We start from the raw sequence: 20,643 nt of genomic DNA, 5'->3' as shown, positions 1-20,643 counted from the left end.
TCATGATCGGGCCGGACGCCCAGGTCAGGGCGGCTGTCGCGGCGATCCGGCGGTGGGGGCGGAATCCGCCGGTGAACCCGCCGGGAGAACCGCGGCGGACGCACCGGCGGCGGACGCGCGTCCGGGCCGCGCACGGGGGCACGGCCCGGACGACGGGCCCGGGGCGGCGGCGCCGCCCCGGCGGGGTCAGCGGACGAACAGCGCCGCCTTGGACGCCAGGTCGAGGAAGTACTGCGGCAGCAGACCGAGACCCAGCGTGACCAGGACCCCCACCCCGATCGCGGTCGCCGTGAAGGCGCTCGGGATCGCGACGGTCGGGCCGCCCGGCTTCGGGTCGGAGAAGAACATCAGCACGATGACCCGGATGTAGAAGAACGCGGCGACCGCCGAGCTCAGCACACCGACGATCACCAGCGGAGTCGCCCCGCCGGCCGCGGCCGCCTGGAACACCGCGAACTTCCCGGTGAAACCGGAGGTCAGCGGGATCCCGGCGAAGGCCAGCAGGAACAGGGCGAACACCGCCGCCACCAGGGGCGAGCGCCGCCCCAGCCCGGCCCAGCTGGACAGGTGGGTCGCCTCGCCCTTGGAGTCGCGCACCAGGGTGACCACGGCGAAGGCCCCGAGCGTCACGAAGGAGTACGCCAGCAGGTAGAACAGCACCGAGGAGAGGCCCTGCTTGTTGGTGGCGATCACCCCGGTGAGGATGAACCCGGCGTGCGCGATCGAGGAGTACGCCAGCAGCCGCTTCACGTCCTGCTGGGTCACCGCGAGCACCGCGCCGACCACCATGGTGAGGATCGCCACCCCCCAGAGCACCGGCCGCCAGTCCAGCCGCAGGCCGGGGAAGGCCACGTAGAACAGCCGCAGGAACGCCCCGAACGCGGCGACCTTGGTGGCCGCCGCCATGAAGCCGGTCACCGGGGTCGGCGCGCCCTGGTACACGTCCGGCGTCCAGGAGTGGAAGGGGACGGCGCCGACCTTGAACAGCAGGCCGACCGAGAGCACCGCCAGTCCCATCAGCAGCAGCGCGTCGCTCTGGGTGCTGCTCAGCTGCGCCGGGGTGGTCATCGCCTTGCCGGAGATGACGTCCGAGATGTCGCCGAGCTTCACGCTGCCCGCGTAGCCGTACAGCAGCGCGGTGCCGAACAGGAAGAACGCCGAGGCGAAGGCGCCGAGCAGGAAGTACTTGACGGCCGCCTCCTGGGAGAGCAGCCGGCGGCGCCGGGCCAGCGCGCAGAGCAGGTAGAGCGGGAGGGAGAAGACCTCCAGCGCCACGAACATGGTCAGCAGGTCGTTCGCGGCGGGGAACAGCAGCATGCCGCCGACCGCGAAGAGGGTGAGCGGGAAGACCTCGCTGGTGGCGAAGCCCGCCCGGACGGCCGCCCGCTCCTGCTCGCCGCCGGGGGTGGCGGCGGCCTGGGCGGCGAACGCGTCGGCCGGCAGGCCGCCGGCCTTCGGCTCGAGCTTCCGCTCGGCGTAGGTGAGCACCGCCACCACCGCGACCAGCAGGATGACGCCCTGCAGGAACAGCGCCGGGCCGTCCAGCGCGACCGACTCCATCGCCAGCAGGTCGACCTTGGTGGAGCCGTAGCCCTGCGCGGCCAGCACCACCACGGCGACGAAGGACCCGATCAGCCCGACCAGGGCGAGCGAGACCTGCGTCCAGTGCCGGTGCCGGCGGGGCACGAAGGCCTCGACCAGGACGCCGAGCACGGCGGCGCCGAACACCACCAGCATCGGGGACAGTTGGGCGTACTCGATGTGGGGTGCCGGGATGCTGGCGGTGTTGCCGCCGGCGGCGGCGAGCATGCCGGTGGTGCTCACTTCTGCTCACCTCCTGAAGTGGCGGCGACCGGGTGGACCGGCGCCGGGTCGGTCTCGTGGACCTGCGAGAGCGTCGCGTTCACCGAGGGGTTGACCAGGTCGGTGAGCGGCTTGGGGTAGACGCCGAGCAGGACGGTCAGCGCCACCAGCGGGGCGACCACCGCGAGCTCCCGGACCTTGAGGTCGGGCATCCCGCTGACCTCGGCCTTCACCGGGCCGGTCATGGTGCGCTGGTACAGCAGCAGGGCGTACAGCGCGGCCAGCACGATGCCGAAGGTGGCCACGATCCCGATCGCCGGGTAGCGGGTGAAGGTGCCCACCAGGACCAGGAACTCGCTGACGAAGGGCGCCAGGCCGGGCAGCGACAGGGTGGCCAGGCCACCGATCAGGAACGTCCCGGCGAGCACCGGGGCGACCTTCTGCACGCCGCCGTAGTCGGCGATCAGCCGCGAGCCGCGGCGGGAGATCAGGAAGCCGGCGACCAGCATCCAGGCGGCGGTGGAGATGCCGTGGTTGACCATGTAGAGGGTGGCGCCGCTCTGGCCCTGGCTGGTGAGCGCGAACACGCCCATGATGATGAAGCCGAAGTGCGAGATCGAGGCGTAGGCGACCAGCCGCTTGATGTCCTTCTGCCCGATCGCCAGCAGCGCGCCGTAGAGGATCCCGATCACCGAGAGGACCAGGATCGCCGGGGCGAAGGTCTTCGAGGCGTCCGGGAACAGGCCGAGGCAGTAGCGCAGCATCGCGAAGGTGCCGACCTTGTCCACCACCGCGGTGATCAGCACCGCGGTGCCGGCGGTGGCCTCGCCCATCGCGTTCGGCAGCCAGGTGTGCAGCGGCCACAGCGGGGCCTTCACCGCGAAGGCGAAGAAGAAGCCCAGGAACAGCGCCTTCTCGGCGGTGCCGGTCAGCTGCAGCTTCCCGTCGGCGATCGCCGAGGCCAGGGTGGGCAGGTCGAAGGTGCCGAAGCCCTGGTCCTGCGCGATCACGTACAGGCCGATCACGGCGGCCAGCATCACCAGGCCGCCGAGCAGGTTGTAGAGCAGGAACTTGACGGCCGCGTAGCTGCGCTGGCGCGCCGCGTCGGGGCCGCCGGCCCGGTCGCCGAAGCCGCCGATCAGGAAGTACATCGGGATCAGCATGGCTTCGAAGAACACGTAGAACACGAAGACGTCGGTGGCGTAGAAGGAGACGACGACCATCGCCTCCACCGCCAGGATCAGGGCGAAGAAGCCCTGGGTCCGGCGCCGGTTCTCGAAGGTCCCGTCGGGCCGGAGCGGGCCGGCCCCCTCCGGCCCGGCGGCGGGCGGGGACGAGGGGTCGGCGTCGTGCCAGGAGGCCAGCATGACGACCGGCACCAGCACGGCGGTGAGCAGGGCGAGGACGGCGCCGATGCCGTCCACGCCGAGCGAGAAGCTGATGCCGAAGGAACGGATCCAGCTGTGGGACTCGGTGAGCTGGTAGCGGGCGCCGTTCGGGTCGAACCGCGCCGCCACCACGGCGGCCAGCACCAGGGTGACGGCCGAGACGCCCAGGGCGACGGCCTTGGTGGTCCGGCGCCGGCCCTCGGTGGACCCGGCGGGCAGCGCCGCGGTGAGCACCGCGCCGGCCGCGGGGACGGCACAGGTGGCGGTCAACAGCGCGCTCATGGCCGGCCCCCCGGGTTCTTGTCAGGACGAGTCATCACACGGACCTCATCAGGAGAGTCGTGGCGACCAGCACCAGCGTGCCGCCGAACATGGAGAGCGCGTACGAGCGGACGAAGCCGTTCTGGATCCGCCGCAGCCGACTGGAGACGCCGCCGATGGTGGCGGCCAGACCGTTGACGAAGCCGTCCAGTCCGCGGCTGTCGAAGTAGACCAGGGTGGCGGTCAGGGCCGAGCCGGGCCGGACCAGGACGGCGTGGTTGAAGTCGTCCTGGAGCAGGTCGCGGCGGGCCGCCCGGGTGAGCGGGGAGCCGACCGGCGGCACCACGGGGACGGGCGAGCGCCCGTACATCAGGTAGGAGACGCCGACGCCGACCAGCATGCAGACCGTGGTGAGCAGGGTGACCACCAGGGGCGTGAGCGGCGAGTCGCCCTCGGCGTGGCCGGTGACCGGCTCCAGCCAGTTCAGGAAGGAGTCGTTGTAGGCGAACAGCCCGCCCGCGAAGACCGAGCCGAGGGCCAGCAGGACCATCGGGATCGTCATGCTCTTCGGCGACTCGTGCGGGTGCGGGGCGTTGCCGTCGGCGTCGGGCTGCCAGCGCTTCTCGCCGAAGAACGTCATCAGCATCACCCGGGTCATGTAGAACGCCGTGACACCGGCGCCGACGAGCGCGCACAGCCCGAGGATCCAGCCCTCGGTGCCGCCCTTGGCGAACGCCGCCTCGATGATCTTGTCCTTGGAGAAGAAGCCGGACAGGCCCGGGAAGCCGATGATCGCCAGGTAGCCCAGCCCGAAGGTGGCGAAGGTGACCGGCAGGTACTTGCGCAGGCCTCCGTAGTGGCGCATGTCCACCTCGTCGTTCATGCCGTGCATGACCGACCCGGCGCCGAGGAACAGCCCGGCCTTGAAGAAGCCGTGGGTCACCAGGTGCATGATCGCGAAGGCGTAGCCGATCGGACCGAGCCCGGCCGCCAGCACCATGTAGCCGATCTGCGACATGGTCGAGCCGGCCAGCGCCTTCTTGATGTCGTCCTTGGCGCAACCGACGATCGCACCGAACAGCAGCGTGACCGTGCCGACCACCACCACGGCGGTCTGCGCGTCCGGCGCCAGGTTGAAGATCGCGGCGGAACGGGTGATCAGGTAGACGCCCGCGGTCACCATGGTGGCCGCGTGGATCAGCGCCGACACCGGGGTGGGGCCCTCCATGGCGTCCCCGAGCCAGGACTGCAGGGGCACCTGGGCGGACTTGCCGCAGGCCGCCAACAGCAGCATCAGGCCGATCGCCGTCAGCTTGCCCTCGCTCGCCTGGTCGGCCGCACCGAAGACCGGCCCGAAGGCGAAGGAGCCGAACTCGACGAACATCAGCATGATCGCGATCGACAGGCCCAGGTCTCCGACCCGGTTGACGATGAAGGCCTTCTTGGCCGCCGTCGCCGCGCTCGGCTTGTGCTGCCAGAAGCCGATCAGCAGGTACGAGGCCAGGCCCACGCCCTCCCAACCGAAGTACAGCAGCAGGTAGTTGTCGGCCGTCACCAGCAGCAGCATGGCGGCCAGGAACAGGTTCAGGTACGCGAAGAAGCGGCGCCGGCGCTCGTCGTGCGCCATGTAGCCGACCGAGTAGACGTGGATCAGCGTGCCGACACCGGTGATCAGCAGCACGAACGTCATCGACAGCTGGTCGAGCTGGAACGAGACGTCGGCCTGGAAGCCGTTCACCCGGATCCAGGTGTACAGGTACTCGGTCACGGCCCGGTGCTCGGCGTCACGGCCCAGCATCGCCGAGAACAGCGCCAGGCCGAAGCCGAACGAGAGTGCCGCGAGTGCGGTGGCCAGCCAGTGGCCGAAGCGGTCCAGCGCCCGGCCGCCGAGCAGCAGCAGGACTGCGCCGGCCAGCGGGGCGGCCACCAGCAGCGGAATGAGAGAGTTCACCGAGAGGCCCTCCGCCTACAGCTTCATCAGGTTGCTGTCGTCGACCGAAGCGGAGTGCCTGGTCCGGAAGATGGAGACGATGATGGCGAGGCCGACCACGACCTCGGCCGCCGCCACCACCATCGTGAAGAACGCGATGATCTGACCGTCCAGGGTGCCGTGCATCCGGGAGAAGGTCACCAGGGCCAGGTTCGAGGCGTTGAGCATCAGCTCCACGCACATGAACAGCACGATCGCGTTGCGCCGGATCAGCACCCCGGAGGCGCCGATGGTGAACAACAGGGCGGACAGGTAGAGGTAGTTGACCGGGTTCACTGCTCGCCCTCCTCGTCGGTGCGCTCGGACCCCGCCTGGGGCCCGTCCTGCTGACCGGCCGGCACCGGCTCCAGGGACTTGCGCGGCCCGGACACGACCGGCCGCTCGGAGGACGGGCGGCCCAGCCAGTCGGCGGTGCTGTTCTCCAGCTCCGCCATCCGCCGCAGCATCTCCTGGCTGACGTCCCGGACCTGGCCGCGCTCGCGCAGCGTCGCCATCACCGAGTCCTCGGCCACCGTGCCGTCCGGCAGCAGCGCCGGGACGTCCACCGCGTTGTGCCGCGCGTACACGCCCGGCGCCGGCAGCGGCGGGAGCTGGATGTTGTCCTTGACCCGCTGCGCGGCCAGCTCGCGCTGCGTCTTCGGCGCCTTCACGTGCTCGCGGTGGGTCAGCACCATGGCCCCGATCGCCGCGGTGATCAGCAGCGCGCCGGTGACCTCGAAGGCCCACACGTACCGGGTGAAGATCAGCCGGGCCAGGCCCGGCACGTTGCCCTCGGCGTTCGCCTCGGACAGGCCGGTGAAGTGGTTCAGCTTCGCGTTGGCGATCCCCGCCACCAGCAGCACGCCGAAGCCCAGCCCGCACAGCACCGCGGCGAACCGCTGGCCCTTCAGCTGCTCCTTCAGCGAGTCCTCGCTGGTGACGCCCACCAGCATCACCACGAACAGGAACAGCATCATGATCGCGCCGGTGTAGACCACGATCTGCACCACGCCCAGGAACACCGCGCCCTGGGCCATGTAACAGACCGCCAGCGCCAGCATCGTCGCCGCCAGGCACAGCGCGCTGTGCACGGCCTTCCTCATCAGCAGCATGCCCAGCGCGCCGCCGACCGCGACGACCGCGAGCACCCAGAACTGGACGGCCTCCCCGGTGGAGGTCGTCCCTGTCGCGGCGAGGGTGGTCAGGGGGCTCACGACCGGACCTCCTTCTCCCGGTCGGTGCGCTCCTGCTGGACCGTCCCGGGCGCCGCCGCGGTGATCTCGCCCCGGTAGTACGCGCCCTCGTCGGCGCCCGGGAAGATCGCGTGCGGGGAGTCCACCATGCCCTCGGACAGCCCCACCAGCAGCTGCTCCTTGGTGAAGATCAGGTCCCGGCGGGAGGAGTCCGCCAGCTCGTACTCGTTCGTCATGGTCAGTGCACGGGTCGGACAGGCCTCGATGCAGAGCCCGCACAGGATGCAGCGGGCGTAGTTGATCTGGTAGACCGCGCCGTAGCGCTCCCCGGGCGAGTAGCGCTCGTCCTCCCGGTTGTCCGCGCCCTCCACGTAGATCGCGTCGGCCGGGCAGGCCCACGCGCACAGCTCGCAGCCGACGCACTTCTCCAGGCCGTCCGGGTGCCGGTTCAGCTGGTGGCGGCCGTGGAAACGCGGAGCGGTGGGCTTCTTCTGCTCCGGGTACTGCTCGGTCAGCCGCTTCTTGAACATGGCCTTGAAGGTCACGCCGAAGCCGGCGGCCGGGCCGAGGATCGACGGCTTGTCGGGGCGTTCGTCCCGCTCCGTCTGGTCGGACTCCATCTCGGTTCAGCTCCCTTCGGAATGGTCGGCCCCGTTGAGGGCGTCCTGCAGTTGCTTCGGGGCGCGGCTGCGCCGGCGCGGCACCGGCGGCAGCTCCTGGCCGGGCAGCGGGGGCACCGGGTAACCGCCCGCCATCGGGTCGAACCCGCCCTGCGGCGACGCCCCGTCACCGGACGCCGCAGAGTCCTCGGGCTCCTTCTTCAGGAAGTCCCGCAGCAACGCGAGCAGCAGGATCCCCCCGACCGGCGCGCCGACGTACAGCACCACCTCGCCGAAGCCGTAGCCCTCGTTGCGCAGCGCCCGCACGCTCGCGATCAGCACCAGCCAGACCAGCGAGACCGGGATCAGCACCTTCCAGCCCAGCTTCATGAACTGGTCGTAGCGGAACCGGGGCAGCGTGCCGCGCAGCCAGATGAAGAAGAACAGCAGCAGCTGGATCTTCAACGTGATCCAGAGCATCGGCCACCAGCCGTGGTTGGCGCCCTCCCAGAAGGTCGACACCGGCCACGGGGCCCGCCAGCCGCCCAGGAACAGGGTGGAGGCGACGGCCGAGACGGTCACCATGTTGACGTACTCGGCCAGCATGAACATCGCGAACTTCAGCGAGGAGTACTCGGTGTTGAAGCCGCCGACCAGCTCGCCCTCGGCCTCCGGCAGGTCGAACGGCGCCCGGTTGGTCTCGCCCACCATCGCGATGATGTAGACGATGAACGACACCGGCAGCAGCACCGCGAACCAGGTCGGCTGCTGGTGCGCCACGATCTCCGAGGTCGACATCGACCCCGAGTAGATGAAGACCGCCGCGAAGGACAGGCCCATCGCGATCTCGTAGCTGATCATCTGGGCCGAGGAGCGCAGACCGCCCAGCAGCGGGTACGTCGACCCGGAGGACCAGCCCGCCAGCACGATGCCGTAGATGCCGACCGAGGCCGTCGCCAGGATGTACAGCAGAGCCACCGGGAAGTCCGTCAGCTGCATCGCCGTCCGCGTCCCGAAGATCGACACCTCGTCGCCGGGCGGACCGAACGGGATCACCGCGAAGGCCATGAAGGCCGGGATGGCGCAGACGATCGGGGCCAGGACGTAGACCACCTTGTCCGAGCCCTTGACCACCAGGTCTTCCTTGAGCGCCAGCTTCACGCCGTCCGCGAGGGACTGCAGCAGCCCCCAGGGCCCGTGCCGGTTCGGCCCGATGCGCAACTGCATCCAGGCCACCACCTTGCGCTCCCAGACGATCGCGATCAGCACCGTCAGGACCAGGAAGCCGAAGCAGAACACCGCCTTCAGCAGCACCAGCCACCACGGGTCGTGGCCGAAGAAGTGGAGCGTCTCGTACGGCTGCGGAGTCATCGCTCCTCCCCTTCGCTGCTCGCGTCGCCGACCGGGGCCACGGCCTGCTCGGCCGGCTCCGGTGCGGCCGCGGCGATCGTCACCAGGTGGCCGACGGTGGTGCCGAGCGCGCGGTGCGCGCCGCCCGGCGTGGAGTTGAGCGGCACCCAGACCGTGCGGTCCGGGATCGAGTCGACGACCTCCAGCGGCAGGGTCAGCGAGCCCGCCGGGCCCGTCACCCGCAGCGCACCGCCCGCGACGGCCCCGATCTCCTCCGCGGTGACCGGGGAGACCCGGGCCACCGCCCGGTGCCGGGTGCCCGCCAGGTGCGGATCGCCCTGCTGCAGCGAGCCGCCGTCCAGCAGCTGGCGCCAGCCGCCCAGCACCGCCTGACCGTTGGCCGGCCGCGGCAGCACGGCCGGGTGCGCGGCCGGGTCCGCGGTGCGGTCGCCCGTCCACGGGGTGAAGTGGTCCAGCTCCAGGCGGGCCGCCCGGACGTCCGGCAGGCCGAGCCGGTGGCCCAGCGCGTCCGCCAGCATGCTCAGCACCCGCAGGTCCGGGTGCAGGTGACGGCCCATCTGCTGGTCCGGCTTGAGCGCCGCCTCGAACATCCGCACCCGGCCCTCCCAGTCCAGGAAGGTGCCGGCCTTCTCCGCCACCGCCGCCACCGGCAGTACCACGTCCGCGTGCGCCGTCACCGCGGACGGCCGCAGTTCCAGCGACACCACGAACGGCACCGCCGCCAGCGCCTCGTCGGCCAGCGCCGGATCCGGCAGGTCGTCCGGATCCACACCGCCGACCAGCAGCGCGTCCAGATCGCCGTTCACCGCCGCCGCGAGGATCTGGTCGGTGTCCCGGCCCAGCCGCGCGGGCAGCTCCGCCACGCCCCACAGCGCGGCGGCCTCCGCCCGCGCCCCCGGCGCCGCCACCGGACGGCCGCCCGGCAGCAGGCCCGGCAGCGCGCCCGCCTCGACGGCCCCGCGCTCACCCGCCCGGCGCGGCACCCAGGCCAGCGTCGCACCGGTCGCGTGCGCCAGGCGCAGCACCGCCGTCAGCGCGCCCGGCACCGAGGCCAGCCGCTCGCCCGCCAGGATCACCGCGCCCGGGCCGCGCAGCAGCTCGGCCGCCCGCCCGGCGTCGTCGTTCAGCGGCTCGTCCGCGGCCAGCGCCGCGAACCACTCCGGCTCGGTGCCGGGGGCCGCCGGCAGCAGTGCGCCGCGCAGCTTGGTCAGCCCCCGGGAGGCGAACGTCGCCACCGAGTACACCTTGGTGCCGCGCGCCCGGGCCGCCTTGCGCAGCCGCAGGAAGACGATCGGCGACTCCTCCTCCGGCTCGAAGCCCGCCAGCAGCACCACCGGTGCCTGCTCCAGCCGCTCGTAGCTCAGGCCCGTGCCGTCCACGTCCACGCCGCGCCCGGCGACGGCGGCGGCCAGGAAGTCCGCCTCCTCGCCGCTGTGCGGGCGGGCCCGGAAGTCCACGTCGTTGGTGCCGAGCACCACCCGCGCGAACTTCGCGTACGCGTAGGCGTCCTCGACGGTGACCCGGCCGCCGGTGAGCACGCCGGCGCGGGCGCCGCGCAGCCCCGCGGCGGCCCGGGCCAGCGCCTCCGGCCAGGACGCCGGGACCAGCTCGCCGCCCTCCCGCACCAGCGGGGTGGTGAGGCGGTCCCGCTGCTGGGCGTAGCGGAACGCGAACCGGCCCTTGTCGCAGTTCCACTCCTCGTTGACCGCCGGGTCCTCGCCCGCCAGCCGGCGCAGCACCTTGCCCCGCCGGTGGTCGGTGCGCTGGGCGCAGCCGGCCGAGCAGTGCTCGCACACGCTCGGCGAGGAGACCAGGTCGAACGGACGCGAGCGGAAACGATAAGCCGCCGAGGTCAGCGCGCCCACCGGGCAGATCTGGATGGTGTTCCCCGAGAAGTACGACTCGAAGTCGTCGCCCTCACCGGTGCCGACCTGCTGCAGCGCACCGCGCTCCACCAGGTCGATGAACGGGTCGCCGGCGATCTGCTGCGAGAAGCGGGTGCAGCGCGCGCACAGCACGCAGCGTTCGCGGTCCAGCAGCACCTGGCTGCTGATCGGCACCGGCTTCTCGTAGGTGCGCTTCATCCCCTCGAAGCGGGAGTCCGTCTCCCCGGTGGACATCGCCTGGTTCTGCAGCGGGCACTCGCCGCCCTTGTCGCAGACCGGGCAGTCCAGCGGGTGGTTGATCAGCAGCAGCTCCATCACGCCGCGCTGCGCCTTCTCCGCCACCGGCGAGCTCAGCTGGGTGCGCACCACCATGCCCTCGGCGACCGGGATGGTGCAGGAGGCGACCGGCTTGCGCTGGCCCTCGATCTCCACGATGCACTGCCGGCAGGCGCCGGCCGGGTCGAGCAGCGGGTGGTCGCAGAAGCGCGGGATCTGGGTGCCGATGGTCTCGGCCGCCCGGATCACCAACGTCCCCTTGGGGACCTGCACTTCGACGCCGTCGATGGTGAGCGTGACCAGTTCGACCGGGGCCTTGTCGCCCGTGGAGGTGGATGGCTCTGTGATCGTCACGCGTGCACCTCCCTTTCGGTGGCGGACTGGTGGCCGGGGCGGGGGCCGTCGGCCCAGACGGTGGAGGCGGCCGGGTCGAACGGGCAGCGGCGCTCTGCCAGGTGCTGCTCGTACTCGGCCCGGAAGTGCTGGAGCGAGGAGACGATCGGGCTGGCCGCGCCGTCCCCCAGCGCGCAGAAGGACTTGCCGTTGATGTTGTCGGCGATGTCGAGGAGCTTCTCCAAGTCCCCCGCGACGCCCTCGCCCGCCTCGATCCGCTTGAGCAGCTGGACGAGCCAGTAGGTGCCCTCTCGGCAGGGGGTGCACTTGCCGCAGGACTCGTGGGCGTAGAACTCCGTCCAGCGGGTGACGGCCCGCACCACGCAGGTCGTCTCGTCGAAGACCTGCAGCGCCTTGGTGCCGAGCATCGAGCCGGCTGCGCCGACGCCCTCGTAGTCCAGCGGGACGTCCAGGTGCTCGTCGGTGAACATCGGGGTGGAGGAGCCGCCCGGGGTCCAGAACTTCAGCCGGTGGCCGGAGCGGACGCCGCCGCTCATGTCCAGCAGCTGGCGCAGGGTGATGCCCAGCGGCGCCTCGTACTGGCCGGGGTTGGTGACGTGGCCGGAGAGCGAGTACAGCGTGAAGCCGGGGGACTTCTCGGTGCCCAGGCCCTTGAACCACTCCTTGCCCCGGGCCAGGATCGGCGGCACCGAGGCGATCGACTCGACGTTGTTGACCACCGTCGGGCAGGCGTACAGGCCGGCGATGGCCGGGAACGGGGGCCGCAGCCGGGGCTGGCCGCGCCGGCCCTCCAGCGAGTCCAGCAGCGCCGTCTCCTCGCCGCAGATGTAGGCGCCGGCGCCGGCGTGCACGGTGATGTCGAGGTCGACGCCCGAGCCGAGGATGTTCCGGCCCAGCAGCCCCGCCCGGTACGCCTCCGCGACCGCCTCGTGCAGGCGGCGCAGCACCGGGACGACCTCGCCGCGCAGGTAGATGAACGCGTGGTCGCAGCGGATCGCGTACGAGGCGATGATCATGCCCTCGATCAGCGAGTGCGGGTTGGCGAACAGCAGCGGGATGTCCTTGCAGGTGCCCGGCTCGGACTCGTCCGCGTTGACCACCAGGTAGTGCGGCTTGCCGTCGTTCTGCGGGATGAACTGCCACTTCATCCCGGTGGGGAAGCCGGCGCCGCCGCGGCCGCGCAGCCCGGAGTCCTTCACCAGGGCGATCACGTCGTCCGGCGGCATGGCCAGCGCCGCCTTGAGGCCCTCGTAGCCGTGGTGGCGCTGGTACGTGGCGAGCGTCCAGGGCCGGCTGTCGTCCCAGGAGGCCGACAGCACGGGGGTGAGCAGCTTCTCGGCCGGCTCGGCGGAGGTCATCACGCTTCGGTCCCTTCGTGGCCGGTGCCCTCGTGGCGGGGCGCGACGACCTTGGTGCCACCGGTGCCGGGCAGCGCCTCGCCCCTGGCCAGCCGCAGGCCGGCGAGCGAGGGTGCTCCGCCCGCGCCGGACTCGTCGTTGGCGCCCGGGCGCTCGTCGGGGAAGCCCGCCAGGATCCGGGAGGTCTCCTTGAAGCCGCACAGCCGGGCGCCCCGGGTCGGCCGGACCTCGCGGCCGGCGCGCAGGTCGTCGACCAGCTGCTTGGCGCTCTCCGGGGTCTGGTCGTCGAAGAACTCCCAGTTGACCATCACCACGGGGGCGTAGTCGCAGGCCGCGTTGCACTCGATGTGCTCGATCGAGATCTCGCCGTCCGCGGTGGTCTCGTTGTTGCGGACACCGAGGTGCTGCTGGAGCTCGTCGAAGATCTGGTCGCCGCCGAGCACCGCGCACAGGGTGTTGGTGCAGACCCCGACGTGGTACTTCCCGGCCGGCCGCCGCCGGTACATCGTGTAGAAGGTGGCGACGGCGGTGACCTCGGCGGTGGTGAGGTCCAACTGCTCGGCGCAGAACCGGATGCCGGTCGCGCTGACGAAGCCCTCCTCGGCCTGCACCAGGTGCAGCAGCGGCAGCAGCGCCGACCGGGCCTGCGGGTAGCGGCCGATCAGCTCCGCGGCGTCCGCGGTCAGCCGGGCGTGCACCTCCTCGGGGTACGGTGCGGCCGGCATCGCCGGCATCCCCAACTGGACGTCTGTCACCGGTCCACGCCTCCCATCACCGGGTCGATCCCGGCCACCGCGACGATCACGTCGGCCACCTGGCCGCCCTCGCACATCGCCGCCATCGTCTGCAGATTGGTGAACGACGGATCCCGGAAGTGGACCCGGTACGGGCGCGTCCCCCCGTCGCTGACCACGTGCACGCCCAGCTCGCCCTTGGGCGACTCGACCGCCGTGTACGCCTGGCCGACCGGGACCCGGAAGCCCTCGGTGACCAGCTTGAAGTGGTGGATCAGGGCCTCCATCGAGGTGCCCATGATCTTGCGGATGTGGTCGAGCGAGTTGCCCATCCCGTCCGGGCCGACGGCGAGTTGGGCCGGCCAGGCGATCTTCTTGTCGGCCACCATGACCGGGCCCGGGCGCAGCCGGTCGAGGCACTGCTCGACGATCCGCAGTGACTGCTTCATCTCCTCCAGCCGGATCAGGAAGCGGCCGTAGGAGTCGGCGCTGTCGGCGGTCGCGACCTCGAAGTCGTAGTCCTCGTAGCCGCAGTACGGGTCGCTCTTGCGCAGGTCGTGCGGCAGGCCGGTGGCGCGCAGGATCGGACCGGTGGCGCCGAGCGCCAGGCACCCCGGCAGGTCCAGGAAGCCGACGTCGACCAGGCGGGCCTTGAACACCGGGTTGCCGGTGGCGAGCTTGTCGTACTCGTGCATCCGGGAGCGGAACGTCCGGACCGCCTCGCGGATCTGGTCGACCGCCCCGGGCGGGAGGTCCTGGGCGAGACCGCCGGGGCGCACGTACGCGTGGTTCATGCGCAGGCCGGTGACCAGCTCGAAGACGTCCAGGATCAGCTCGCGGTCCCGGAACCCGTAGATCATCAGGGTGGTGGAGCCGATCTCCATGCCGCCGGTGGCCAGGCAGACCAGGTGCGAGGCGATCCGGTTGAGCTCCATCATCATCACGCGGATGACGCTGGCCCGGTCCGGGACGTCGGCGGTGATGCCGAGCAGCTTCTCGACGGCCAGGCAGTACGCGGTCTCGTTGAACAGCGGGGTCAGGTAGTCCATCCGCGTCACGAAGGTCGTGCCCTGGACCCAGCTGCGGAACTCCATGTTCTTCTCGATGCCGGTGTGGAGGTAGCCGATGCCGCAGCGGGCCTCCGTGACCGTCTCGCCGTCGATCTCCAGGATCAACCGCAGCACGCCGTGGGTGGACGGGTGCTGGGGGCCCATGTTGACGATGATGCGCTCGTCGTCGGCCCGGCCGACCGCCTCGACGACCTCGCCCCAGTCGCCGCCGGTGACCGTGAAGACCCGGCCCTCGGTGGTCTCCCGGGCGTGTGCCCGCTCGGCGTCCTCCCGCGGGTCCGCTCCCTGCGGGGCCTGTTCGTGGTGCTGGGTGCTCATCAGCTGTACGACCTCCGCTGGTCGGGTGCCGGGATCTGGGCGCCCTTGTACTCGACGGGGATGCCGCCGAGCGGGTAGTCCTTGCGCTGCGGGTGGCCCAGCCAGTCGTCCGGCATCATGATCCGGGTGAGCGCCGGGTGACCGTCGAAGACCAGGCCGAAGAAGTCGTAGGCCTCGCGCTCGTGCCAGTCGTTGGTCGGGTAGACGCTCACCACGGACGGGATCCGCGGGTCGGCGTCCGGTGCGGTGACCTCCAGCCGGATCAGCCGGCCGTGGGTGATCGAGCGCAGGTGGTAGACCGCGTGCAGCTCGCGGCCCTTGTCGCCGGGGTGGTGCACGCCGCTCACGCCCAGGCAGAGCTCGAAGCGCAGCGCCGGGTCGTCGCGCAGGATGCGGACGGTCCGCAACAGGTGCTCGCGCTCGATGTGGAAGGTGATCTCGCCGTGGGCGACCACCGTCTTCCCGATCACGTCGACCGGGTCCAGCCCCTGCTCCTCCAGGGCGCCCTCCAGCTCGTCGGCCACCTCGTCGAACCAGCCGCCGTACGGCCGCTCGCTCGGGCCGGGCAGCACCACCGGCGCGACCAGACCGCCGAAGCCGGAGGTGTCACCGGTGCCCTGGGCGCCGAACATGCCCTGGCGGCGGCCGACCACCTCGACCGGGATCTCGCGGACGGGCCGCTCCTGCCGGGTCTCGGGTACCTGCTCGTTCATCGCAGCTGCCCCCGCATCTCGCTGACCGGGGTGGCCCGGAGGGCGAGCGCCTCGCCGAGCTCCTCGGCCCGGCGCCGGTTCACGCCGAGCGGCTCGTGCTGGATCTTGTCGTGCAGCTTCAGGATCGCGTCCATCAGCATCTCCGGGCGGGGCGGACAGCCGGGCAGGTAGATGTCCACCGGGACGATGTGGTCGACGCCCTGCACGATCGCGTAGTTGTTGAACATCCCGCCCGACGAGGCGCAGACGCCCATCGAGATGACCCACTTCGGGTTGGGCATCTGGTCGTACACCTGGCGCAGCACCGGGGCCATCTTCTGGCTCACCCGGCCCGCCACGATCATCAGATCGGCCTGTCGGGGCGAACCCCGGAACACCTCCATGCCGAACCGGGCCAGGTCGTAGCGGCCGGCACCGGTGGTCATCATCTCGATCGCGCAGCAGGCCAGACCGAAGGTGGCCGGGAAGAGTGACGCCTTGCGCACCCAGCCGGCGGCCGTCTCCACGGTCGTGAGCAGAAAGCCGCTCGGCAGCTTCTCCTCGATTCCCATCAGATCCCTCTCAATGCCCTCAGAAAGCCCTCAAGTCCTGTGGTACGTCCGGCCCGTTCGGGCTTGTCCGCTCGTTCACAAGGGCGGCGGCCACCCCGCGCTCAGTCCCACTCCAGACCGCCGCGGCGCCACACGTAGGCGTACGCGACGAAGACGGTGGCGATGAACAGGAGCATCTCGACCAACCCGAAGATCCCCAGGGCGTCGAAGGTGACCGCCCACGGGTAGAGGAAGACGATCTCGATGTCGAAGACGATGAAGAGCATCGCCGTCAGGTAGTACTTGATCGGGAACCGACCGCCGCCCACGGGCTGCGGGGTCGGCTCGATGCCGCACTCGTACGCCTCCAACTTGGCCCGGTTGTAGCGCTTGGGGCCGGTCAGCGAGGCCATCACGACGGAGCCGACCGCGAACGCCGCCGCGATGGCACCGAGTACGAGGATCGGCGCGTAGGCATTCATAGCCCCCGCTCCCTCCGTCCAGTCGTCCTTGACTGCAGATCGGAACCGGCAGGTCACACTGTGGTGAACCCGCGTTCCGGTTCCCGGGATCCACCTCATGTGAGGCAGTTCACAAAGCCTGGAACGAGCGCATCCTATGCCCGTCGGCTTGTGATCTGCGACACGCAGTTCAACGTCATCTTTGTGATCTACGACACCCTTGGAATCACGCCGAATGTGAACATGCCGAGAGTTGTCAACACAAAGAAGTCAAATGGTCACAACCAGTCGCATTTACTTGTGAAGCGGCTGGTCAGAGGCACGCTCCTATATCAACTATGCGTCGTCTCAAGCAAATTTCCGGGCGTCATGTTGACGTGTTATAGCGGCTCACCCAGAGGGGTGGCGGCGCTCCGAACGTCCGCTTGACCCTTCGTTCACAAGCGCTCGAGCGCGGGGTGGAGTTGGGGTTCTCGCCCGTTCGCCACGCGGCTCCCGCCGCTCGCCGGACGCCCCTCCGCACGGCCCCCCTCCCGCCGGTGTCTCCCTGCTGCCGTCGCCCCCGCCGGCCGGCCACCCCTCGCCACTCACCCCGCTACCGGTTGCCGGCGGCCTGCTCCCAGACCCAGGCCGCGATGCCCACCCGGTTCCTGGCACCGAGCTTGCGCTGGACGTTGGCGAGGTGGTTCTTCACCGTGCCCGGTGAGATGAACAGCCCGGAGCCGATCTCGGCGTTGGTCGCGCCGTCGGCCACCAGCTCGGCGATCTCCCGCTCCCGCGTGGTCAACTCCTCCACCGGGCCGGCCGCAGGCGGCGCCGCCGCCCCCGAACCGGAGCGCTCCTCCGGACCGGGCGCCGCCATGTGCCGCAGGAGCCTGACGGTGACCTGGGGGCTGATCAAGGCGTCCCCGGCCATCGCCGCCCTGATCGCCTCGATCAGCAGCACCGGGCCGGAGCGCTTGAGCAGGAAGCCCGCCGCACCGTGCCGGAGCGCTGTGTGCACGTACTCGTCCAGGTCGAACGTGGTCACCACGATCACCTTGCACTGACCGGCCAGCTGCCGGGTGACCTCCAGGCCGTCGAGCTTCGGCATCCGGATGTCCGCGAGGACCACGTCCGGACGCAGCCTCCTCGCCTCCGCCACCGCCGCGGCGCCGTCCGCGGCCTCGGCCACCACCGCCATGTCCGGCTGGACGTCCAGGATCATCCGGAACGCACTGCGGACGTCGGGCTGGTCGTCCGCGATCAAGACCCTGATCGGCCCGGTGCTGCTCATGCGTGCTCCTCCCGTGCTGCGGCCTTCGCCGCACTCCGCCGAACTCCTTGCCGGTCGCGTGCCTCCCCCAGGGGAAGCACCGCCGCCACCCGCCAGGACCGCACTCCGTGCGGCCCCGCCTCGAACGAACCGCCCAGGGCCTCCACCCGGGCCGCCAGCCCCGACAGTCCGCTTCCTCCGCCGCGCCGTGGGCGGCCTCCTGGAGCGGCGCCCCGCCCGTCGCTGGTCACGGTCAGCTCCAGCCGGCCGCTGGCTCGGAGCGCCCGGACGTCCACCGTCCGAGCGGTCGGTGCGTGCCGCCTGACGTTGGTGAGCGCCTCGACGACGATCCGGTGGACGGTGCCCGCCACCTCCCGGGGGATCGGGTCCTCCGGGAGCTCCAGCCTGACCTCGGCGCCGCCCGAGAGCACGAACTGCGCTGCCACCTCACGCAGTTCGGTCAGGCCCGGCTGCGGGGCGCGGCCGGCACCCTCCTCCGTACGCAGCAGCTGCACCGTCCGGTCCAGCGAGGCCAGGGCCCGCTGCCCGGCCTGCTCTATCCGCTCGAACATCTCCGCCGCCCGCGCGGGATCGATCGTGGCCAGGTAGGCCCCCGCCTGGGCCTGGGCGACCATGCCGCTCACGTCGTGCGCCACGAAATCGTGCAGGTCGTGGGCCAGCTCGAGCCGCTGGGCCCGCCGGGCCTCCGCCACCGCCCGGAGCCGGGCGCCGTCCAGGCCGCGCAGGTAGAGGCCGATCAGCACCGCGGGGAGGGACAGCATCGACCCGAAGCCGAAGAGGTCGAGCGCCCCCATCGGCCCGTCGACCGCCTCGAACCGGGAAGGCCAGAGGCCGACGGCGCCGCAGGCCGTCCAGGCGGCCGCGGCGGACCGCGGGCCGTCCGCCGACCGGAGGGTGAGGACCACCGCCAACAGCAGGGCGGCCAGTTCGGCCAGGCCGAGCAGCCCCGGCCACCTGTCCGCCTCCGCCCACCGGCCGACGAACCAGACGGCGATGGTGACCGCCGCCGACGACGCACCGACCACGGCCGTCACCGCCGCCACCCCGCGGCGACCGCGAGCCACCCACGCCGGCAGCAGCAGGGCCGGCACGACGAGTGCGAGCAGCTGAGTCATCGTCATCTCCTCCCTTGGACTGCCGTCACCGTACGACGGGGCACCCGGGGTCCGCTTGTGCCGATCGGCATATTTCAAAGGCCGGTTGAGCAGGTGGAACAGCCCGATCGGCATCTGCCGCGGAGCCGGTGGGAGGGGTCAGCCTTGAGTCGTCGAACCGGCCGGGAGGGCCGGGCAGGAAGGGAGCCACCACCATGTCGAGGATCGCGATCAACGCACGCGGCACCGGCCACCGGGCCGGGGCGGCCGCCCCGGCCGTCGCCGTCGCTCCGGACACCCTCGTCGCTCCGGGCGGTCGCAACGCCCGGACCGTCCCGCCCGCACCGCGGTGGGCCGAGCTCGCCGCCGGGGCCGCGGCCCTGAGCACCGTCCCCTCGGGGGTGTGGCGGGTCGCCTTCGGCTTCGGCGTCCCAATGGGGTTCACCGGGGCGACGGCCGCGGCCTACGGCGAGCACCAGCCGGGTTGGGGCACCGTCTACTGCGTCGTACTGAGCGCCCTGGCCGAGGCGCTGGCGTTCCTGACCCTCGGCCTGGTCCGGCCCTGGGGCCTGGTGGTGCCCCGGTGGGTCCCGCTGATCGGCGGCCGGCGGGTGCGGCCGCTCGCCGCGATCGTCCCGGCGCTGCTGGGCTCGGTGGTGCTCACCGTCCTCGGCGCGGAGGGGCTGTTCGGCCGCTGGGCCGCCAACCTGGCCGAGCCGGATTCGCCGCGCGGGGCCGCCGCCGTGGTGATGACCCTCGCCTACCTGCCCCTGGTGGTCTGGGGCCCGCTGCTCGGCGCGGTCACCGTCGACTACGCCCGCCGGACACTGGGGCGCCGGTGATCACCGAGCCCGGTCAGGCCCGCGCCGCCTCCGGAGCCGGAGCCGGAGCCGGCGGCGGGGCCGGGGCCGCGCCCTCGGAGTCGCCCCGGGCCTCGTCCCCGGCCTGCGGCCGCGGAGCCGGGGCGGTGCGACGGCCCCACTCCGTCGCGAACAGGACCACGGCTCCGCCGAGCAGGGCCAGCGGGCCCATCCGGTTGCCCGCGATCGTGATGCCGAAGACGGCGGCCCAGAGCGGCTCCGTCCCCAGCAGCAGGCTCACCCGGGACGGCGAGGTGGCTCGGACGGCCCAGGTCTGGACGAAGAAGGCGAACAGCGTGCAGAACAGCGACAGGTGGAGCAGCCAGGCCCACTGTCCGGGCCCGTACGAGGCGGCGACGGCCCACGGTGCCGGCCCCGCGGAGAGCGCGACGACCGTGAAGACGGCGGTGGCGACCGCGAGTTGGACCCAGGTCAGGGCCAACGCGTCGGTGTTGCGCACGGCCCGGGTGCGGGCCGTGGTGAGGACGAACACCGCGCGGACGAGGGCGGCGCCCAGCACCAGCAGGTCACCGAGCGTGGGCGGGCGGAGCCCTCCGTCGCCGGTGAGCAGGGCGACGCCCAGGACGGCCAGCACGGCGGCCGCGAGGAAGGCGCGCGGCGGGGCGGTCCGGGTGAGCGCGCTCTCGCCGAGCGGGGTCAGCACCATGGCGAGGCTGATGATCAGTCCGGCGTTGGTGGCGGAGGTGTGCACGGCGCCGTACGTCTCCAGCAGGAAGATCCCGCTGAGCACCAGGCCCAGCGCACCGCCGCCCAGCCACTCGGCGCGGCTCAGCCTCCGCAGGGCACGCCAGGCGACGGCCCCGAGGAGCGGAAGCACCAGCCCGAACCGCAGCACCAGCATCGCGACGGCGGTCCCCGGCTCGGCCACCCGCTGGACGGCGAGGAAGCTCGACCCCCACACCACGGCCACCAGGAGGACCGGCAGGTCGCGGAGGACCGACGAGGAAGCGAACGAGGACGAGAGCGAGGAGCTGAACGTGGAGCTGGAACTGAACAGGCGGGAGCGCATGGGTCTGACCCCTCCGAGCGAACGGAACCGGCGGGCGCGAGTACCGTACGGCGTCGGACGGACCCAGGAGGAGGCCGAGCGGCGGGCTCGGCGGCGAAC

The 20,643-nt window shown here is 71.7% G+C and carries 18 protein-coding genes; 1 reads left to right on the top strand and 17 read right to left on the bottom strand.

Annotated elements, in window-relative coordinates; genetic code table 11:
- Positions 1–186: 186 nt before the first annotated feature.
- From nuoN to ACFYUY_RS15370, 16 genes are all read right to left on the bottom strand, one after another.
- Positions 187–1,809, bottom strand: a complete 1,623-nt coding sequence (nuoN, locus tag ACFYUY_RS15445) for an NADH-quinone oxidoreductase subunit NuoN (protein ID WP_387901048.1) — start codon at positions 1,807–1,809, stop codon at positions 187–189.
- A gap of 11 nt (positions 1,810–1,820) precedes the next feature.
- Positions 1,821–3,473: an NADH-quinone oxidoreductase subunit M gene (locus tag ACFYUY_RS15440; RefSeq protein WP_387900883.1), complete on the bottom strand. Its 1,653-nt coding sequence runs from the start codon at positions 3,471–3,473 to the stop codon at positions 1,821–1,823.
- A 34-nt stretch (positions 3,474–3,507) separates the two neighbouring features.
- A complete protein-coding gene (gene nuoL, locus ACFYUY_RS15435; protein ID WP_360218889.1) occupies positions 3,508–5,403 on the bottom strand; it encodes an NADH-quinone oxidoreductase subunit L in 1,896 nt (631 codons plus the stop codon).
- Positions 5,404–5,418: 15 nt separating this feature from the next.
- The gene (gene nuoK, locus ACFYUY_RS15430) at positions 5,419–5,718 is read right to left on the bottom strand and encodes an NADH-quinone oxidoreductase subunit NuoK (protein WP_030235394.1); all 300 of its coding nucleotides are present in this window, start codon (positions 5,716–5,718) and stop codon (positions 5,419–5,421) included.
- Positions 5,715–6,626: an NADH-quinone oxidoreductase subunit J gene (locus ACFYUY_RS15425; RefSeq protein WP_360218925.1), complete on the bottom strand. Its 912-nt coding sequence runs from the start codon at positions 6,624–6,626 to the stop codon at positions 5,715–5,717. Before ACFYUY_RS15425 ends, nuoK begins: the two co-directional genes overlap by 4 nt.
- Before the next feature lie 5 nt (positions 6,627–6,631).
- The gene (nuoI, locus tag ACFYUY_RS15420) at positions 6,632–7,234 is read right to left on the bottom strand and encodes an NADH-quinone oxidoreductase subunit NuoI (RefSeq protein WP_360218886.1); all 603 of its coding nucleotides are present in this window, start codon (positions 7,232–7,234) and stop codon (positions 6,632–6,634) included.
- A 6-nt stretch (positions 7,235–7,240) separates the two neighbouring features.
- Positions 7,241–8,584: an NADH-quinone oxidoreductase subunit NuoH gene (nuoH, locus tag ACFYUY_RS15415; protein WP_360218883.1), complete on the bottom strand. Its 1,344-nt coding sequence runs from the start codon at positions 8,582–8,584 to the stop codon at positions 7,241–7,243.
- Complete coding sequence (locus tag ACFYUY_RS15410; protein ID WP_387900881.1) at positions 8,581–11,100, bottom strand: NADH-quinone oxidoreductase subunit G; 2,520 nt, start codon at positions 11,098–11,100, stop codon at positions 8,581–8,583. Before ACFYUY_RS15410 ends, nuoH begins: the two co-directional genes overlap by 4 nt.
- The gene (gene nuoF / locus ACFYUY_RS15405) at positions 11,097–12,458 is read right to left on the bottom strand and encodes an NADH-quinone oxidoreductase subunit NuoF (protein WP_360218877.1); all 1,362 of its coding nucleotides are present in this window, start codon (positions 12,456–12,458) and stop codon (positions 11,097–11,099) included. The genes ACFYUY_RS15410 and nuoF overlap by 4 nt, the downstream gene beginning before the upstream one ends.
- The gene (gene nuoE, locus ACFYUY_RS15400; protein ID WP_387900879.1) at positions 12,458–13,183 is read right to left on the bottom strand and encodes an NADH-quinone oxidoreductase subunit NuoE; all 726 of its coding nucleotides are present in this window, start codon (positions 13,181–13,183) and stop codon (positions 12,458–12,460) included. Before nuoE ends, nuoF begins: the two co-directional genes overlap by 1 nt.
- A gap of 26 nt (positions 13,184–13,209) precedes the next feature.
- Positions 13,210–14,580 (bottom strand): NADH-quinone oxidoreductase subunit D, encoded by a 1,371-nt coding sequence (locus ACFYUY_RS15395; RefSeq protein WP_387900877.1) that lies wholly within the window; start codon positions 14,578–14,580, stop codon positions 13,210–13,212.
- On the bottom strand, positions 14,580–15,293 hold the full coding sequence (locus ACFYUY_RS15390; protein ID WP_360218871.1) for an NADH-quinone oxidoreductase subunit C: 714 nt from the start codon (positions 15,291–15,293) through the stop codon (positions 14,580–14,582). The genes ACFYUY_RS15395 and ACFYUY_RS15390 overlap by 1 nt, the downstream gene beginning before the upstream one ends.
- Positions 15,290–15,844, bottom strand: coding sequence for an NADH-quinone oxidoreductase subunit B family protein (locus ACFYUY_RS15385; protein ID WP_360218868.1), 555 nt, complete (start codon positions 15,842–15,844; stop codon positions 15,290–15,292). The genes ACFYUY_RS15390 and ACFYUY_RS15385 overlap by 4 nt, the downstream gene beginning before the upstream one ends.
- Before the next feature lie 101 nt (positions 15,845–15,945).
- Positions 15,946–16,305 (bottom strand): NADH-quinone oxidoreductase subunit A, encoded by a 360-nt coding sequence (locus tag ACFYUY_RS15380; RefSeq protein WP_030060100.1) that lies wholly within the window; start codon positions 16,303–16,305, stop codon positions 15,946–15,948.
- 574 nt (positions 16,306–16,879) lie between these two features.
- Positions 16,880–17,560: a response regulator gene (locus tag ACFYUY_RS15375; protein ID WP_387900874.1), complete on the bottom strand. Its 681-nt coding sequence runs from the start codon at positions 17,558–17,560 to the stop codon at positions 16,880–16,882.
- Entirely contained in the window at positions 17,557–18,675 is a 1,119-nt protein-coding gene (locus tag ACFYUY_RS15370; RefSeq protein WP_387900872.1) for a sensor histidine kinase, read from the bottom strand. The genes ACFYUY_RS15375 and ACFYUY_RS15370 overlap by 4 nt, the downstream gene beginning before the upstream one ends.
- Before the next feature lie 194 nt (positions 18,676–18,869).
- Here ACFYUY_RS15370 and ACFYUY_RS15365 point away from each other — a divergent pair, with 194 nt between their 5' ends.
- Positions 18,870–19,496 carry a hypothetical protein gene (locus tag ACFYUY_RS15365; RefSeq protein ID WP_387900870.1) on the top strand — a complete coding sequence of 209 codons (627 nt, stop codon included), beginning with the start codon at positions 18,870–18,872 and terminating at the stop codon, positions 19,494–19,496.
- Between the two features lie 13 nt (positions 19,497–19,509).
- Here the strand turns inward: ACFYUY_RS15365 and ACFYUY_RS15360 are convergent, their stop codons facing one another.
- Positions 19,510–20,544 (bottom strand): DMT family transporter, encoded by a 1,035-nt coding sequence (locus ACFYUY_RS15360; RefSeq protein ID WP_387900868.1) that lies wholly within the window; start codon positions 20,542–20,544, stop codon positions 19,510–19,512.
- Positions 20,545–20,643 lie beyond the last annotated feature (99 nt).

It is taken from the genome of Kitasatospora sp. NPDC004745 (assembly GCF_042873275.1).
Classification (GTDB): domain Bacteria; phylum Actinomycetota; class Actinomycetes; order Streptomycetales; family Streptomycetaceae; genus Kitasatospora.
Note: the sequence above shows the minus strand (reverse complement) of the source record. Positions and strands in the feature narration are given on the sequence as shown.